The following is a 15182-nucleotide window of genomic DNA, read 5'->3' on the forward strand; positions in this document are numbered from 1 at the left end:
GAAGGCCGCATCAGTCACCTCAAGCGACGCTACGGCCTCGACCGATCCCGCCTCAAAGGCCACACCGGCGCCCGCACCTGGGCCGCCTGGGCGATCCTCGCCTACAACCTCGACACGCTCGCCCTCACGACCACCTGACGCGACCGGCGACGCGATCCGCTGAACGGCCGGCGGGCCCGCCAACCACCGCCCGCCACACCCGTCCGGACCGCCTGACACCATCACCACCGGTCGCGGAGCCGCCCGCCCACGACCCGCCCGATGAACGGCCGCGCCGCCCGCGCGGCCGTTCTCACTTCACCCGTTTATCCGGGGGAAGTAGCTAGACGCTGTGACCGAGTGGCTGCGCGGCTTGCCGGAGCCGCTGTGGGCGGTGTATGAGGCGGGGCCGCCGGGCTTCGCGCTCGCGCGGGCCGCGGAAGCGGCCGGCGTCACGGTGCAGGTGGTCGCGCCTGGCAAGACGCCGCGCGCGGCCGCGGATCGGGTCAAGACCGATCGCAAGGACGCCGAGTTGCTCGCGCGCTTGCTGCTCGCCGGCCGGCTCACGGTGGTGCCGGTGCCGCCGGACTGGCTGGAGGCGGTGCGGCACCTGGCCAGGACGCGCGAGCACGCGCGCCGAGATCTCGCGCGTGCGCGCCATCGGGTGCCGAAGTTGCTGTTGCTGCACGGCCGCGTCTATGAGGGCGCGACGACGTGGAACCGCGAGCACCGCCGGCGGCTCGCCGCGCAGACGTTCACGCACATGAGCAGCCCGTCACACGGCCACGCTCGTTCCTAGACCGCGCACGCCGGCGACGAAGCCAGCGCCCTGGGCTAGCCGACGCCCGCATCATCAGACTGAAACGCCGACGCGATCTCGACATCGCGCCCGGCCCGGGACCCGAGACCACCCAGACCTGTCCGCCCAGCGACCGCGATCCGCGACTACGAGGTTTCCGATGGAGGACTACGCGTCGCGTGATTCGATAATCGCTCGTCGTTGCGACTGTCGACGCTCCCGAGGAAGGAGCGATATGACACGCAGCAGACCCATTACCTTGCTCGCCCGCGCAGCGGTGCTCGCGCTGGTCGGTCCGTCCGTCGCAGCCTGCGGCGGTGTGGGCGCCGCGACGGCGTCGCCCTTCGCAGGTCACCTATAACGGCCACCCGCTTCAGCTGGTTCGTAAAGGACACGAAGGCCGGCCAGACCACCTGATGGGCGAGGAGACGCGGCACCGGCTGGCGCAGGCGATGACCGACCTCGGCTACCGCCCCAACGTCGCCGCGCGGACGTGTTCGTTAACCGCTGGTCACCCAAGGAGTTTCGATGGCACCCGCAGACCCCGCCGGCTCGAGCACTCCCGCTCTGAACGGTCGAGCATCGGACCGCGCCCCACGTCGATCAGTCCTCCCAGCCACCCGTCGCGGCCTCGGCCATCCCTGGCTGACGCTGCTGGCGGCCGCGTTCGGCCTGGGGATGATCGGCCTCGACTCGACGATCGTGGCTGTCGCCAACCCGACGATTGGGCATCACTTCCACGCGACCCTGCCGCAGTTGCAGTGGGTCACCAACGCCTACCTGCTCGCGCTCGCGGTCACGCTGATCACCGGCGGCAAGCTCGGCGATCAGCTCGGACGCAAACGCATCTTTCTGATCGGCACGGCCGGGTTCGCGCTCGCGTCTCTGGCGTGCGGCCTGTCCACTTCACTCGGCGAGCTGATCGCCTTTCGCGCCGCGCAGGGTCTGTTCGGCGCGATCATCGTCCCGCAGACGCTCGCGACGCTCCGCGCAACGTTCCCGCTCGAGAAGCTCGCCGCCGCGATCGGGCTCTGGACGATGAGCTCCTCGCTCGGGATCGCATCGGGTCCGATCGCGGGAGGGCTGTTGATCAGTCACACGAGCTGGCGCTGGATCTTCTTCGTCAACGTCCCGGTCGCGGCGGTATCGCTGCTCGTCGGAACGTGGGTGATCCGCGAATCCCGCGATCAGGCCGAAGGCCGGCGGTTTGACCCGCCCGGGATCGCCCTGCTCACCGGCACGCTGTTCACCCTCATTTGGGGCCTGATCGACGCCGAGAAGCACGGCTGGGGTCACTTCACCCCGTTCGCCTGGCTGCTCACGGCGGCACTGCTGCTCGTTCTGTTCATCGCATGGGAGATCCGCGAGGAACGCGTCCGCCAGCCGCACATTCCCCTCAGCCTGTTCCGCTCCGCGCAGTTCTCATCCGGCGTCGTGATGGCGTTGGCCGTGATGATCGGGCTCTACTCCGTGCTGTTCTTCGTCACCCTGTACTTGCAGCGCGTGCACGGGTACACGGCCAGCCAGACCGGGGTTCGGCTGTTGGCGCTGACCGGGGTGATGGGGATCAGCGCGTTCGCCGGGAGCCGCGCCGTGGCCAAGATCGGACCGCGTGTCCCGCTGCTCGTCGGCGCGCTGCTGAGCGCCGGGGGACTGATCGGCCTTTCCCGCCTAGGACCACAGACCTCGTTCAGCTCGATCTGGCCGTTCCTGGCGCTCATCGGACTTGGGTTCGGTCCGGCCCAGACCGCATTCGCGCGAGCGATCGTCGGGGGAGCACCCCCCGGTCAAGCCGGGATCGCCGGCGGCATGACGAGCACCGCGGTCCAAGTCGGCGGGCTGCTCGGGCTCTCCGTGCTCGGCTCGGTGATCGTCAGCCGCGTCACCTCGACCTTGCCCCACAAGCTGACACAGGCGGGTGTTCCCGCCCAGCTGGTCCACCAGCTCCAAGGAACCGGCCACAGCATCGCCCAAGGCATCGTCCCGATCCCAAGAGGATTTCCGGCGAGCACCGCTCAGGCGATCACCAAGAGCGACCTGCTGGCATTCACAGCCGGCCTCGACGCCGCGATGGCGATCGCCGCCGCGATCGTCTTCGTCACCGGAATCGTGGCCTTCCTGGCCGTGGGGATCAGCGCCCGGGCGACCCGCGTTGCGGCAGTTCCCAGCGATACCCCACGCGAAGTCGTGGCCGAGCCCTCCGAGCCCTCTCAGAGAGCGGCCTAGCTGGTGTAGGACCTAGATCGCGAAGCCACATCACTGAACGCTTCACACGGGCAATCGACCAGCTCGGCAACCCGTCGATGGACGTCCGGATCGGCGGCATCTACGCGCTCGGGCGGATCGCGAGCGACTCTCGGCAAGACCACCCGCAGGTGATGGAGGTGCTCACCGCCCACGTCCGCGAGCACCCGCCGGGGCCCCTCACGGTGTCGCCGAGGTGATCGGGAGCAGACGGAGCAGGGCGCATCAGGACGGACGTGCAGGCGGCAATGACTGTGATCGGACCGCCAGGTCATCGCCGTTGCGTTGCTTCTCACGCGACCCCCGGCATCGACTTCGCCCGCGGCCAACGTCCGACACTCCTGCTTTCGCTCGAGGCTGTCGCACAAAGGGGGCTGCTGTCCGGCGGGTTTAAGAGGATTGCGGGCATGGCGCAGAACTTCTTGGCGTGTGATCGTGAGCAGTCGTTTTTGTTCCCGCCCGACGTCCGCGACTGGCTGCCCGAAAACCATCTCGCGTGGTTTGTGATTGACGCGGTCGGCGTGATCGATACGTCGCAGTTCTACGCGGCGTATCGGGCGGACGGGCACGGGCGCGCGGCGTATGAGCCGTCGATGGTGATCGCGCTGTTGCTGTATTGCTGGTCGCGCTCGGTGCGGTCCTCGCGAGCGATCGAACGGGCCTGCGTGGAAGACGTCGCCTGCCGCGTGATCGCCGCGCAGCAGCGCCCGGACCACGCGACGCTGGCGCGCTTTGTCGTGCGCCACGAGAGCGCGTTGGGTGAGCTGTTCGGGCAGGTGCTCGAGCTGTGCGCCGACGCGGGCTTGGCGACGGTCGGGATCGTCGCGATCGACGGGACCAAGGTCCACGCCAACGCCCATCGCGACCGGACCATGACCTACGAGCAGATCGCTGAGGCGATCATCGAGGAAGTGATCCAGACCGACATCGCCGAGACCGCCGTCCACGGTGAGCACCGTGGCGATGAGCTGCCCGAACCGGTCGCGACCCCCGAAGGGCGCCAGCGCTGGCTGCGCGCCGCGCGTCAGCGGCTTGAGCAGCGACGTGCTCGCGAGGCGCGGCCGATCCCTCGGTCACGGGCCTCGCGGTTGCTTGAGGCTCGGCGCCGGCTCGAGCAGGAGCTCGCCGTCGAGCGCGACGCCAACGCGCGCTACGAGGCCTACCGGTCGCGCGGCGTGATGAAAAACGGCCGCCGCTTCGGCGGCCCGCCCAAGCCCTACACGCCGCCGGCGACACCTGCGGGCAAGATCAATCTCACCGACCCGGACTCGCGCCTGGTGCACGGCATGCGCGGTTACATCCAGGGCTACAACGCCCAAGCCGTCTGCAACGAGCAATACCTGATCCTGGCGGCTGAGGTGATGACCGCCTCCCCAGACTTCGGGCACCTGCTGCCGATGCTCAACGCCGCTCGGGCCGAGCTCGCCGCCGCCGACGTCAACAGCACACCTGAAGTGGTGCTCGCCGACGCCGGCTACTGGCATCTGAACCAGATGAACGAGATCACCGGCGACGGCATCCCGGTACTGATCGCACCTGACTCCAGCCGCCGTGCATCTCCGCGGCCGGGCTGGACCGGCGGCGCTTATGACTTCATGCGCGCCGCGCTCGCCACCGAACGCGGCAACGAGCTCTACCGGCAGCGCAAACAGCTCATCGAACCGATCTTCGGTCACACCAAACACAACCGCGGATTCACCCGCTTCTCCCGACGCGGCCGAGCCGCCGCCCGGACCGAATGGCGACTGATCGCGACCACCCATAACCTCCTCAAGCTCCACCAGCACTTCACCGCCACGGTCATCTGACCGCGGCGGCGGGCGCCGGCCCCGAGCACGAGCACGACCCCTGGCGACGGCCCCGGGCATTCCCCGTTCGGTGGGGCACCGGAGTTGAGCCCCTCGCCCATCGGTCCCCGCGGACCGCCGACGAAGCGACCAAACCGACTTAGCGCGACAGCCTCGCTCGAAGGGCAGCCCGGCGTGCGCGTGATTCGGCGTTCGGCGCGGACGGTTGATCATCAGGAAGGGATGCCGTGGCGCCGGTCCGTTAGCGTTGGCCAAAGCCCATCGAAGTGGCATCCGCCACGTGAAAGGCAGGTCGGCATGCACGCGGTCGTTCGCACCTATTCGGGGCAGGGCGCGTCGGAGCTCTTCGAGCTTCTCGGTCAGCGCGAGAAGGACGTGAGGGGCATCATGACCGAGGTCGAGGGCTTCGTCAGCTACGTGGCCGTTCGCACCGGGGACGGCGGCGTGGCGGTAACTGTCTGTGACGATAAGGCCGGCGCGGACGAGTCCTCCCGGCGCGCAGCGGAGTGGGTCAAGGCGAAGCTCAGCGCGCCGGTCGATCCCCCTGCGATCACGGAGGGAGACGCGGTCCTCCACTTCAGCGCGTAGCGCCACAATCTCGGCATCGCGTGGCGCACGACACCGAGCCGGACCGAGGACAGCAACGGGTGGTGACAACAGTCAGGAATCGAAACAGGACCCCTCGGGCTGGTCAGGTCGCGTCGGAGACGACGAGTCGAAGCGCACCGTCGTAGGTGTCGCCCGTGCGCAGGTGCCCATGCTCGGCGTCCCACGCGCCCGAGTCGAGCGCCGCCGCGAGACGGCCGACGATGCGCTCCTCGACGCCGGGAGCCAACAGCGCCCACATCGACTGGGCCGCTCGCACAGCGGGATCGAGCAGAGCCTCGGGGCGACGCCAGAACGCCTCAAGGAAGCCGTCGACGCAATCGCTGGGAGTCTGGATCCGCGCGATGCGCGTGTGTCCGCCGAGCGCGGCGGCGACAGCGTCAACGCGAGGGAAGCGCGGCCGCTCGATCATCAGTCCCTCAGCCAGGTACTCCTGCTGCCACACCGGCAGCGCTTCGAGGTCGAACGTGAGCACCACGACGGCGCCGCGCGCGACACGACGCAACTCGGCCAGGCCCGCCGCCGGCGGCTCCCAGTGATGGACCGTGACGCAGGCCATCGCCGCGTCGACCGCGCCGTCATCCAGCGGCAGCGCCTCGGCGCGCGCGGCGATCGCCGGCGCGGCGCCCGGCGCGCGCTGCGCGCGCATCGTTGCGCTCGGCTCGATCGCAAGAACCCAGCGGTCCTCCGGCTCATACGAGCCGGCGCCGGCGCCGACGTTCAGCACGGTCGGTGCGTCGCCCAACGCCGCGTGGATGCGCGCCGCGATTCGCGGATCCGCACGCCTGTGACGCGCGTAGCCGCTTCCGTACTGCTCGTAGTCGACATGCGGCACGGCCGCGACGCTACACGCATGGCTCTGAAGCAGCACGCGTCGATGGCGCGAACACGTCGCGACGGGCGGTCACGGTAGTCGGAAGGAGACCCTGCCGACGAGCGCGCCGTTGTGGTCAGGCATGGCGAACGCGCCGCCCCGGGTCGAGTAGGTGATCAGGCCGTGATAGCGGCCGTGACCGGAGAGCCAGTCGAGCTTGAACACGACGGTCTCGCCGGCCTTGATGTCGCGCTGGGTCGAGGTTCCGACGCCGCGGCCGGGGTGCTTCTTGGACGGGCTGACGAGGATCAGCCCGTAGGAGCTGCCGGCGTCGGTCACGGCGACGCGGGCGCGGAAGCTGATGCGGGCATGCCAGTGCTTGCCACGATGGAACGTCGCGATGTGAATCGGGGTGCGGACGTCGGCGCTGTCGACAGGCGGCGCGGCCGGCGCGGTGTAGCCGGGATTGGCGCATGTATGCGCGGGCCCGGTCGGACCGGAGGGCCCGAGTTTGCAGGAGCTGCCGTCCTTGAAGCGGATCTCGGTGATCGGGCCGTTGGTGGGATACGGCGTGACGCCAACGCCGCCGATGCCACTGTTGCCGATCCGATCGACGATCAGGTAGGCGCCGTCGTCGCCCGTCGTCGGGATCACGCGCGAGCCGACCACGATGCTCTGCGCCTGCGGGCCGAGCGTCCCGTAGTAGAGGATGCGCACGCTGTCCGGGTCGCAGAGCTTGCTCTTGGGCACGCCGCTCGTGAACTGCGGCGGCATGCACTCCGCGTTAGGACTCGCGCTGGCCGCGATCCCGCCGAGCGTGATGTTCGCGATCAGCCGGCGAGCGCCGTCGAGCGACGCGCACGTTCCCGGATGACCGATCCCATCGGCGGGGAAGGGGTGGAAGCGGCCGTCGTTGTGGAAGGCGCCGTCGCGCCCGAGCACCCCGATGCGTCCGTTGACCAGGCGCCCGGCCTGCAGGCAGCCGAGGCCGCGACTGGTCGTGACCAGCTGCATGCCCCAAGGCGGGCCGCCGTCGGGATCCGCCGTTTGAACACCCAGCACGCGGCTGCTGCCGCCGGTCACCTGGCCGAGCCCGGTGTGCGGGTTGGACGGCTGCACCGGGTCCTTGGCGGGCGCGCCGATCGGGATCACGCCGCCGGCCGCCAGCGCAGCTGTCGTTCCAGCCACGAGCAGCACCGGCAGGCCGAGGCCGAGCTTCAGCGAGAAGCGCCGCCGGCGGGGCGGGAGGACGCGTTCGAGCTCGCGTTCGAGTTCCGGGATCAACGTCATGGCTTCACATCCCTTCGCAGCGCCGCAATGCCGCGCGAGACCCGCTGGCGCACCACCGCCGGCGAGCACTCCAGGTCACGCGCGATCACGCCGTAGTCCTCCTCGGCCAGCACACGCCGGCGGACCGCCTCGCGCTGGTCGGCCGGCAGATCCGCCAGCCACGCCTCCACCACGGCGCCCTCCGACTCCAGCACCGCTTCCTCCACCGACCGCAGGGTTTGCTCGCTCGGCTCGAGCACGCGCATGCCGAGCCGGCGCCGCATCTCGCTCTCGACGCGCCCTTCGCGCCACGCGGCGAGCACGACGTGCCGCGCGATGCCGAGCAGCCACGCCCGCGCGCCGCCGACTTCGGGCCGATACGCGTCGCGTGACTCGTACGCGCGTGCGAACGTCTCCGCGACCACGTCGATCGTCACCTCGGGATCGCCGACCATCCGGCCGACGAACGTCACCACCGCCCGCTCATGGCGGCGGTAGAAAGCCCCGAAGGCACCGTCGTCTCGCAGCAGCTTTGCGTCGCCGTCACGGCCCATGTCTTCCTATTGCGCCACGGCGGCCCGTTTTGTGACGAGCGGACCGATGACAACCGCCGAGGACAGGAGGCGATCGGCTACGCGGGCCGCGCCAATCGGTCTCGGCGAACGAGGAGTGGGTTCGCGAGCGCCCGGCGCGTCGCGAGAGGATCATGCGCCTAGGGCGCGAGCTCTGACCGGGTGCGGGCGCGTCCACCCCTAGGGTGGACCGCGCCGGCCGGCGCACCGGACACGATGGGTGGCGAATGCTCCGTCGCACGCTCTCCTTCGCAGCGCTGATGGTGCTCGCGGCTCCCGGCGCCGCGCACGCGCGCACGCTCGTGCGCGTGGACAAGCCGACACCCGTCAGCGCGTCCGGCTCCGACGTCGTCTACAGCCGCAGCGACCCGGCCACGCGTGAGTTCCAGCTCTGGTACGCGCACGGTCGCGCCGTGCCGATCCCGCTGCCGATCGACGAGCGCACGGTGCCGTTCGATGCCGACCTCGGTCCCGGCCCGCACGGTCATCGTGTCGCCGTCTACTCGCGCTGCACGTCTGAGCCGCCGTACGACACGGCCGACGAGAACGGCTGGCCGATCCCGTACACGCGCGGCCGCGGCTGCTCGCCGTACGAGGTGGACTTGTTCACCAACGTCGAGCGCCGGCTGCGCGCGTCCGACGCGCCCGGCGACGAGGTGCTGCCGCCGCAGTACGCGGACGGCGCGCCCTACTGGGCTCGGCTGTGCCAGGGCGACCCGGCCGGCTGTCCGGGCCGCGCGGGCCTGATGTAAGCGCGCGGCGCCGCCCGATACCGCGCGCGGATCGGCGGCGAGGACCTGTGGCAGGCACGCGTCGGCGACGTCACGCTCGTGCTCCACAACGCGGACGAGTTCGAGCTCTGCGGCCACGGCTGCCCGTTGCAGCCGCCGCGGCACCCGACGTACCTGCCCAGCCGCGCGCCGTTGGAGTGACCCGCGGGCGTAGGCGCGCGGCGCGACCCATCGAGCCGCAGCCCGCGCCGCCCGCGCCCAGCCGATCAACGCCGTGCGACCGCTGGCCGCCGACGCCCTCAGCGCAGGCTCGACGGCATTCCGAAGCTCGTACGAGCACGTGATCGCCCGCCGTCAGCCGAAGCGGGCGATGTTGCAGCTCGCCGACCACAGCGGGATCCGGCCGGCGACGGCGGCGGATGTCACCCGCGCGCGACACCCGGGCCGCGATCGCGGCTGCGGGCTTCGAGATCGAGCGCTGCGAGCGGTTCGCGTTCAGAGCGCTCACGATCGAACCTCGCATCCCGTACATCCTCGGGATCGCGCGACGCCGCTGACCGTCAGGCGGCGACCTGGCGCAGCTCGCGATCTGCCCGCCGCGCGACTTCCCGGCGCTCATGCTCGAGCGCGCGCAGGTAGTCGTCGAAGTCGACCTCGATCGTGTGGCGCTTGGAGGCGACGTAGCGCCGGCGCATCGCCTCGTCCTCCTCCTCGATGTCGCGCAGCATCTCGGCGCGCCCGGGCGGCACGTAGTCGCCGCACAGATTGTCGGCGATCCACCCGGCCCTGGGTCTCGGCGATCGGCATCGTCGCGCCGAGCGGCTGCACGAGGCCGACGAAGAAGACGCTCGGGATGTCCGGGTGCAGGACCCGGCGGAACAGCCCGATCCGGTTGCCGGGCGCGGAGATGAAGCCCGGATCGAAGAACGGGAAGCTGATGCGGTAGCCGGTGCAGTAGACGACGACGTCGACACGCTCGCGCGAGCCGTCGACGAACTCCACCTCATCGCGGTGCAGCCGCGCGATATTCGGCTTGGGCGTGATGGGATCGCCGCGCGGATGTCGCCGGCGACCGCCTCGACCGCCTCGTTGCTCGTTCGAACACGTTCACCATCGAGAAGAAGCCGTGGAACATGTCGTCGTAACGGCGGAGGGTCACGTCGGTGCCGGCAGCGCGGAGGCGCTGCGCATATGCGATGACGTGGTCGCGCAGCGGGTCGTATTCGGCGACCGCCATGACGGCCGGCGGCAGCTTCGACATGTCCGGGGCGCGAAGCGGCGACACCTCCGCGTCCTCGCGATGGGCGACGTCGACGACGTAGTGATCCCAGAACCACCGCATCTCCTGGCTGCCGACCAGCGCGTCAGTGGCGTGCTCGACAAAGGAGGCCGTGGTCATGGCGTGGTCGGTCACCGGATACACGAGGACCTGCAGGCTGAGCGCGGGTCCGCCTCGGTCTCGGGCGCGCAGGGCGCAGACCGCCGCGAGGTTGCCGCCCGAGCTGTCACCGCCGACCATCAGCGGGACGGACGCGTGTTCTTGCGCCGCCCAGTTCAGCGCGTCCCAACAGTCTTCGAGCGGCGCGGGGGCGAGCTCTCGCCTTGACCCAGATCGTGGGTCGAATCGCCCAAGCAGGACTTTGCCCGTTCGGACTGTCTGCATAGACCCTCCGCCCGGCCTGAAACCCGCTTCACCCGGGCCGTGAGCGGCAACGCGCCGCAGCGCCCCGGATGCCCCGAACGTGGTGTCCATCGCCCTTCGTCTGGACCATGCCGGCACGGCTGGGCACAACTGGCGAATGCCGCTCTTCTTCGTCCCGCCCCACGCTCCAGCGGTTCCGGTCCGATGAGCGCCGACCCCAGAGATGCGACGTACGATTACGTCATCGTCGGCGCCGGCTCGGCCGGTTGCGTGTTGGCCAGCCGCTTGAGCGAGGACCCGGACGCGCGTGTGCTGCTGCTCGAGGCCGGTGGGCCTGATTCGGACGAGATGCTCCAGATCCCGGCCGTCTTCGCGACGCTGTTGCGTACCGATCACGACTGGGACCACTCGACCGGCCCCGAGCCCGAGTGCGACAACCGACGTGTCTACCTGCCGCGCGGCAAGGGGCTCGGCGGCACCTCGTCCACGAACGCGACGATCTACATCCGGGGCCACCGGCGCGACTACGACGAGTGGCGCGAGCTCGGCTGCGAGGGCTGGGGGTGGGACGACCTGCTGCCGTACTTCAAGCGCGCCGAGGACAACGAGCGCGGGGCCAGCGCGCTGCACGGCGCCGGCGGTCCGTTGGCCGTGTCCGACGTGCGCCACCGCAACGCGATCCAGCAGGCGTTCATCGAGGCCGCGGCAGTGCACGGACTGCCCGCCAACGACGACTTCAACGGGCCCGATCAGGAGGGCATCGGCTGGTATCAGACGACCACCCGGGACGGCCTGCGGGCGAGCACGGCCGCGGCGTATCTGCACCCGGCCGCGAGCCGGCCCAATCTCACTGTCGAGACGCGCGTGCACGCGCTCAACATCATCTTCAAGGGCACGCGTGCGGTCGGCGTCGCCGGGCTGCGCCTCGACGAGCGGCTCGAGTTCCGCGCCGAGCGCGAGGTGATCGTGTGCGCAGGCGCGTACGGCTCGCCACAGCTGTTGATGCAGTCGGGGATCGGCCGCCCGGACGAACTCGCCCAGCTGGGGATCTGGTCGGTCTCCGACCTCCCGGGCGTGGGTTGCAACCTCCAGGACCACCCGTTCGCCGAGATCGTCTTCCTCACCGACCGCGACGACACGATGTTCGGCGCGTTCAACGAGACCAACCTCGAGCTGCTCGAGCAGGGCCAAGGTCCGCTGACCGCGCCCGGTCTCCAAGCCGGCGGGTTCGTTCGCACCGACGACGGCCTCGAGACGCCCGACGTGCAGCTCTACTGCATCCCCGCGCTGCTGCGCGACGAAGCGCTGGTGCCCGCGCACGCCCCCGGCGTGACGCTGGCCCAGTGCGTGACCAAGCCGGCGAGCACCGGCTACGTGGCGCTCGTCTCCCCCGACCCGACCGCGAAGCCGCTGATCGTCCACAACTACTACGCCGAGCCGGCGGATCTGCGCACGCAGATTGCCGGGACTCGCCTCTGCATGGAGCTCGCGCGCACTCAACCGCTCGCCGGCTGCCTCGGCGAGCCCTACCAGTACCCGGCCTCCGACTCCGACGCGGACATCGCCGCGATGCTGCGACGGCACACGGGATCGGGGCTCCATGCAACGAGCAGCTGCAAGCTGGGCGTCGACGAGCTCGCGGTCGTAGACCTCGAGCTGCGCGTGCGCGGCACCGACGGGCTGCGCGTCGTCGACGCGTCGGTGATGCCGAGCGTGCCCCGCGGAAACACGAACGCCCCGACCATCGCGATCGCCGAGCGGGCCGCCGACCTGATCCGCGGGCGAACACCGCTCGGCGACGAAACGGCGCGGGCGCGCGTCGCCTGAGCGCCGCCCCACCGTTCCTCGACTCAGCGGGCGATCGGCGCCGTGGCGAACGACGAGCGATGCCGGCGCGGTCTCTCACTCGAACCCGTCCGGGTTGGTGAAGGCCCTGCGTCGCTGCCGATGATGAGCCGGTGTCTCATCGGCCAGCGGTCGCCCGATCAGCCGGTGGTGACCGAAGGGATCCTCGAGCCGTCCTTGTCGCAATCCGAAAGCCTGTCGGCGGCCGCGGCGATCTCGGTCGCGCCCGCGGCGATGGCCCGTTGGGCAATCGCACGGCGTCGAGGATGTCGGGCGCGACACGATCAAGCGGCTCGTACGCCAGCACGGGATCCGGGGCGCCAGACGCTGCGGCAGGCCGTGACGCACGACCAAACCGGACACGGACGCGGCGCGGCGGGCCGGATCTGGTCTGCCGCGATGTCCACCGCCGGGCTCTACGGAGGGTCACGCGAATTCCTGCCAAAGTCTCGGATCTCGACGAAACGACGCGTCTGCCGCGCTCGCGAACTCGGCGGCCGAGAGAGGCAGCGCTTATCTCTGAGCGTCGCCCGCTCCCGCGGGATCGCCGTCCTCAGCCGGAGCTAGAGTCGACGGCATGTTTTGCATCGCTCGATCGCGTCGCCCGTCGTGAGGGGCGAGCGGCTTCTTCCGAGAGGGGGCGAAGAGACCAGAGCCGTCACTCGTGGAGTGCCGCGTGCATTCGCCTGCTGCGAGGCCATCAACCGGCTTCCGTACTCGGACCAGGATGCCATCCGCCGCGCGTGGTCAGAGCTGACAGGCCGACCGATCGACGAGCGCTTCCATCTGGTGCCACCCGTCCACAGCGACCACGGGCTCAAGCTCCGGGTCGGCGCCAACGTGTTCATCAATCACGGGTGCACCCTCAACGACATGGGCGGCATCGAGATCGGTGGCGACTCCATGATCGGGCCGAACGTCAGCCTCTTGACGACCGGTCACCCCACAGCCGTTGCTGATCGACGAGCCGGCATCACCGTCGCGCCGATTCACATCGGCGCCAACGTCTGGATCGGCGGCGGCGCGACCGTCCTCGGCGGCGTGACGGTCGGCGACGGTGCCGTCGTGGCCGCCGGCGCCGTCGTCAGCCGCGACGTGCCGCCGGCCACCCTCGTCGCGGGCATACCGGCACGAGCCATCCGCTCTCTCGACTGACTGGGCGTACCCCCTCGGTGCAAGGAAAGGGGTCCGACGGAAAGACCCGCGGGCCGGCTGCCGTCCAGCGCGACCTCGTCCTCCTCATACGTGGCGAGGACCTTCGCCGAACGTACCGGGAGCGTGCGCGACACGACCGATGCAGCGACGTACACGGCACTGCCCGACGGCCCGCCCTGCCCGCCGCAGTGGGGACGCGTGTACGCCGACGAAGTCTCCCACGCGAGGTAGGGACGCCCGACGACCGCTGGTGGACACACATGATGTTCAGCACGCGCCGAGGCGTCTCGCGCCGTTAGTGGTAGCGGTCGAAGTCGGCCGGCCAGGGCAGCGGGAACAGGTGCCGATAGGGCCGCGCGTCCGCGATCACCTTTGCGAACGACGGCCGTTGCGCGAGCGCGCGGTAGTACCGCGTCAGGTGCGGGTGCGTTCCCTCGTCCCACGGGTGGATCGCCAGGGCGTAGAACAGGCCCGGCGCGGCGGCGCAGTCGGCGATCGTGAGCGTGTCGCCGGCGAGGAACTCGTGCCCGGCCAGCTGCGCCTCGAGCATGCCGTAGGCCATGTCGAGCCGGCCCCGCGCCTGGCTGACTGCGCGCTCGTCGAAGCGCTCGTAGATCGTGTCGAAGACGATCGCCTGGACGGCGTCGGAGACGTACTGGTCGCAGAGGCGGTCCCACTTGCGGGCCTCCAGCGACGGCACCAACCGCGCGCCGGCGACGTGCTCGATGATGATCGACGTCTCGCCGATCACCTGGTCGCCGTCGCGCAGCACCGGGATCGACGCCGGCGGCCACAGCTCGGCCAGTTCGGCGCGGTCGAAGTCGCGTTGCTCCTCGAGGACGTCGTAGGCGATGCCCTGCTCGTTGAGCGCGATCAGGACCTTCTGGCAGTAGAGCGCGAAGGGGTGCTCGTAGAGAGTGAGCATCCGGATCCTTCCTGTCGTTAGGGTGTTCACACTCCTGGGTCGGAGCCGTCGGCGGGTTCTCGACGTCGCCGCGCAAGGCTCGTGGACGAATGCGAGTGCGCGGGCGGCGCCGCGAACCTCGCGACGAGTCTCCCGCGCGCGCCAGGACGTGATTCTGTCCAGAAGGGGGCGGGGAAGTACCCTCCGCGGATGTCTCACGTATGACTGACCTCGGCTGGCGCGACTTCGGCCGCTGGATCATCCAGGGGGCCGAGCGCGGGCTCAGGGAGCGCTACCGCGACGCCGGGCCGATCAAGCGCGGCATCGTGGAGGGAGCCTACGAGAGCATCACCGGGCGGGACCTCAACTTGCCCAAGAAGAAGCGCAACCGCCCGTGGTCGATGCGCTCCAAGGCGGGCACGCCGTGGTCGTTCCGCCAGAACGGGCGTCCGCGGAAGCTGCTCTCCACCCGCCAAATCCACCGGCACCTGGCGGCGCGGGCACGCCAGGACCGGGCAGGTCAGCGGGCGCACGCCAACCGGGCAGGTCAGCTGGCGCGCGCCAACCGGGCAAGTCAGCGGGCGCGGGCCAACCGGGCAGGTCAGCTGGCGCGGGCCAACCGGGCAGGTCAGCTGGCGCGGGCCAACCGGCGGCGCAAGAGGCGACCGTGAGATCGTCGGGCCAGATCAACCGGCGGACGGGACGTCGCGGCATCGCCGGTAGTCTCCTCAGACGCCGAGATGTCGCTGCTCTCGTACACGGCGCAAACGGGATCGATCGCCCGACTGGGACGCGCCGGCGGAGCGGCTACCCG

15 protein-coding genes and 1 pseudogene are annotated in these 15182 nt (G+C 70.3%); 9 read left to right on the forward strand and 7 right to left on the reverse strand.

Features of this window, described 5'->3' with window-relative positions:
- Nucleotides 1-331 precede the first annotated feature (331 nt).
- From H958_RS0122495 to H958_RS0122515, 5 genes are all read left to right on the forward strand, one after another.
- Complete coding sequence (locus H958_RS0122495) at nucleotides 332-778, forward strand: IS110 family transposase (protein ID WP_028060303.1); 447 nt, start codon at nucleotides 332-334, stop codon at nucleotides 776-778.
- Between the two features lie 645 nt (nucleotides 779-1423).
- Nucleotides 1424-3004 carry an MFS transporter gene (locus H958_RS39580; protein ID WP_407641162.1) on the forward strand — a complete coding sequence of 527 codons (1581 nt, stop codon included), beginning with the start codon at nucleotides 1424-1426 and terminating at the stop codon, nucleotides 3002-3004.
- A gap of 77 nt (nucleotides 3005-3081) precedes the next feature.
- Entirely contained in the window at nucleotides 3082-3222 is a 141-nt protein-coding gene (locus H958_RS46625; protein ID WP_156028170.1) for a hypothetical protein, read from the forward strand.
- 207 nt (nucleotides 3223-3429) lie between these two features.
- Nucleotides 3430-4830, forward strand: coding sequence for a transposase (locus H958_RS39585; protein ID WP_196807497.1), 1401 nt, complete (start codon nucleotides 3430-3432; stop codon nucleotides 4828-4830).
- 297 nt (nucleotides 4831-5127) lie between these two features.
- Nucleotides 5128-5418, forward strand: coding sequence for a hypothetical protein (locus H958_RS0122515; RefSeq protein WP_028060304.1), 291 nt, complete (start codon nucleotides 5128-5130; stop codon nucleotides 5416-5418).
- 103 nt (nucleotides 5419-5521) lie between these two features.
- Here the strand turns inward: H958_RS0122515 and H958_RS0122520 are convergent, their stop codons facing one another.
- From H958_RS0122520 to H958_RS39590, 3 genes are all read right to left on the reverse strand, one after another.
- Nucleotides 5522-6271 (reverse strand): class I SAM-dependent methyltransferase, encoded by a 750-nt coding sequence (locus tag H958_RS0122520; protein WP_028060305.1) that lies wholly within the window; start codon nucleotides 6269-6271, stop codon nucleotides 5522-5524.
- 69 nt (nucleotides 6272-6340) lie between these two features.
- A complete protein-coding gene (locus tag H958_RS0122525; RefSeq protein ID WP_028060306.1) occupies nucleotides 6341-7540 on the reverse strand; it encodes a hypothetical protein in 1200 nt (399 codons plus the stop codon).
- Complete coding sequence (locus tag H958_RS39590) at nucleotides 7537-8073, reverse strand: RNA polymerase sigma factor (protein WP_037411183.1); 537 nt, start codon at nucleotides 8071-8073, stop codon at nucleotides 7537-7539. The genes H958_RS0122525 and H958_RS39590 overlap by 4 nt, the downstream gene beginning before the upstream one ends.
- A gap of 245 nt (nucleotides 8074-8318) precedes the next feature.
- Between H958_RS39590 and H958_RS0122535 the strand changes: the two genes are divergently transcribed.
- On the forward strand, nucleotides 8319-8843 hold the full coding sequence (locus H958_RS0122535) for a hypothetical protein (RefSeq protein WP_028060307.1): 525 nt from the start codon (nucleotides 8319-8321) through the stop codon (nucleotides 8841-8843).
- Between the two features lie 539 nt (nucleotides 8844-9382).
- Here the strand turns inward: H958_RS0122535 and H958_RS48415 are convergent.
- The 3 genes and pseudogenes from H958_RS48415 to H958_RS39600 form a co-directional block, all read right to left on the reverse strand.
- Nucleotides 9383-9571: a hypothetical protein gene (locus H958_RS48415; RefSeq protein ID WP_028060308.1), complete on the reverse strand. Its 189-nt coding sequence runs from the start codon at nucleotides 9569-9571 to the stop codon at nucleotides 9383-9385.
- 88 nt (nucleotides 9572-9659) lie between these two features.
- Nucleotides 9660-9824: pseudogene (locus tag H958_RS49175) on the reverse strand (NAD(P)/FAD-dependent oxidoreductase); the annotation flags it as partial.
- A 1-nt stretch (nucleotide 9825) separates the two neighbouring features.
- The gene (locus H958_RS39600) at nucleotides 9826-10575 is read right to left on the reverse strand and encodes an alpha/beta hydrolase (RefSeq protein WP_081686174.1); all 750 of its coding nucleotides are present in this window, start codon (nucleotides 10573-10575) and stop codon (nucleotides 9826-9828) included.
- A gap of 93 nt (nucleotides 10576-10668) precedes the next feature.
- Between H958_RS39600 and H958_RS39605 the strand changes: the two genes are divergently transcribed.
- Nucleotides 10669-12291, forward strand: coding sequence for a GMC family oxidoreductase (locus H958_RS39605; protein ID WP_037411184.1), 1623 nt, complete (start codon nucleotides 10669-10671; stop codon nucleotides 12289-12291).
- 687 nt (nucleotides 12292-12978) lie between these two features.
- On the forward strand, nucleotides 12979-13464 hold the full coding sequence (locus tag H958_RS0122565) for a DapH/DapD/GlmU-related protein (protein ID WP_156028174.1): 486 nt from the start codon (nucleotides 12979-12981) through the stop codon (nucleotides 13462-13464).
- Nucleotides 13465-13759: 295 nt separating this feature from the next.
- Here the strand turns inward: H958_RS0122565 and H958_RS0122570 are convergent, their stop codons facing one another.
- Nucleotides 13760-14389, reverse strand: coding sequence for a glutathione S-transferase family protein (locus H958_RS0122570; protein ID WP_028060310.1), 630 nt, complete (start codon nucleotides 14387-14389; stop codon nucleotides 13760-13762).
- Nucleotides 14390-14589: 200 nt separating this feature from the next.
- On the opposite strand from H958_RS0122570, the gene H958_RS0122575 reads away from it, so the two are divergent.
- Nucleotides 14590-15039 (forward strand): hypothetical protein, encoded by a 450-nt coding sequence (locus H958_RS0122575; RefSeq protein ID WP_028060311.1) that lies wholly within the window; start codon nucleotides 14590-14592, stop codon nucleotides 15037-15039.
- Nucleotides 15040-15182 lie beyond the last annotated feature (143 nt).

The sequence above is a fragment of the Candidatus Solirubrobacter pratensis genome, assembly GCF_000425945.1.
GTDB classification, from domain to species: domain Bacteria; phylum Actinomycetota; class Thermoleophilia; order Solirubrobacterales; family Solirubrobacteraceae; genus Solirubrobacter; species Solirubrobacter pratensis.

Bases quoted from the DNA above. Each gene is read 5' to 3' on its own strand.
- H958_RS46625 (WP_156028170.1), top strand. From the start codon at position 3,082: ATGGACGTCCGGATCGGCGGCATCTACGCGCTCGGGCGGATCGCGAGC.
- H958_RS39585 (WP_196807497.1), top strand. From the start codon at position 3,430: ATGGCGCAGAACTTCTTGGCGTGTGATCGTGAGCAGTCGTTTTTGTTC.
- H958_RS0122575 (WP_028060311.1), top strand. From the start codon at position 14,590: ATGACTGACCTCGGCTGGCGCGACTTCGGCCGCTGGATCATCCAGGGG.
- H958_RS0122570 (WP_028060310.1), bottom strand. From the start codon at position 14,389: ATGCTCACTCTCTACGAGCACCCCTTCGCGCTCTACTGCCAGAAGGTC.
- H958_RS39605 (WP_037411184.1), top strand. From the start codon at position 10,669: ATGAGCGCCGACCCCAGAGATGCGACGTACGATTACGTCATCGTCGGC.
- H958_RS0122535 (WP_028060307.1), top strand. From the start codon at position 8,319: ATGCTCCGTCGCACGCTCTCCTTCGCAGCGCTGATGGTGCTCGCGGCT.
- H958_RS39600 (WP_081686174.1), bottom strand. From the start codon at position 10,575: ATGGACACCACGTTCGGGGCATCCGGGGCGCTGCGGCGCGTTGCCGCT.
- H958_RS0122515 (WP_028060304.1), top strand. From the start codon at position 5,128: ATGCACGCGGTCGTTCGCACCTATTCGGGGCAGGGCGCGTCGGAGCTC.
- H958_RS0122525 (WP_028060306.1), bottom strand. From the start codon at position 7,540: ATGACGTTGATCCCGGAACTCGAACGCGAGCTCGAACGCGTCCTCCCG.
- H958_RS39590 (WP_037411183.1), bottom strand. From the start codon at position 8,073: ATGGGCCGTGACGGCGACGCAAAGCTGCTGCGAGACGACGGTGCCTTC.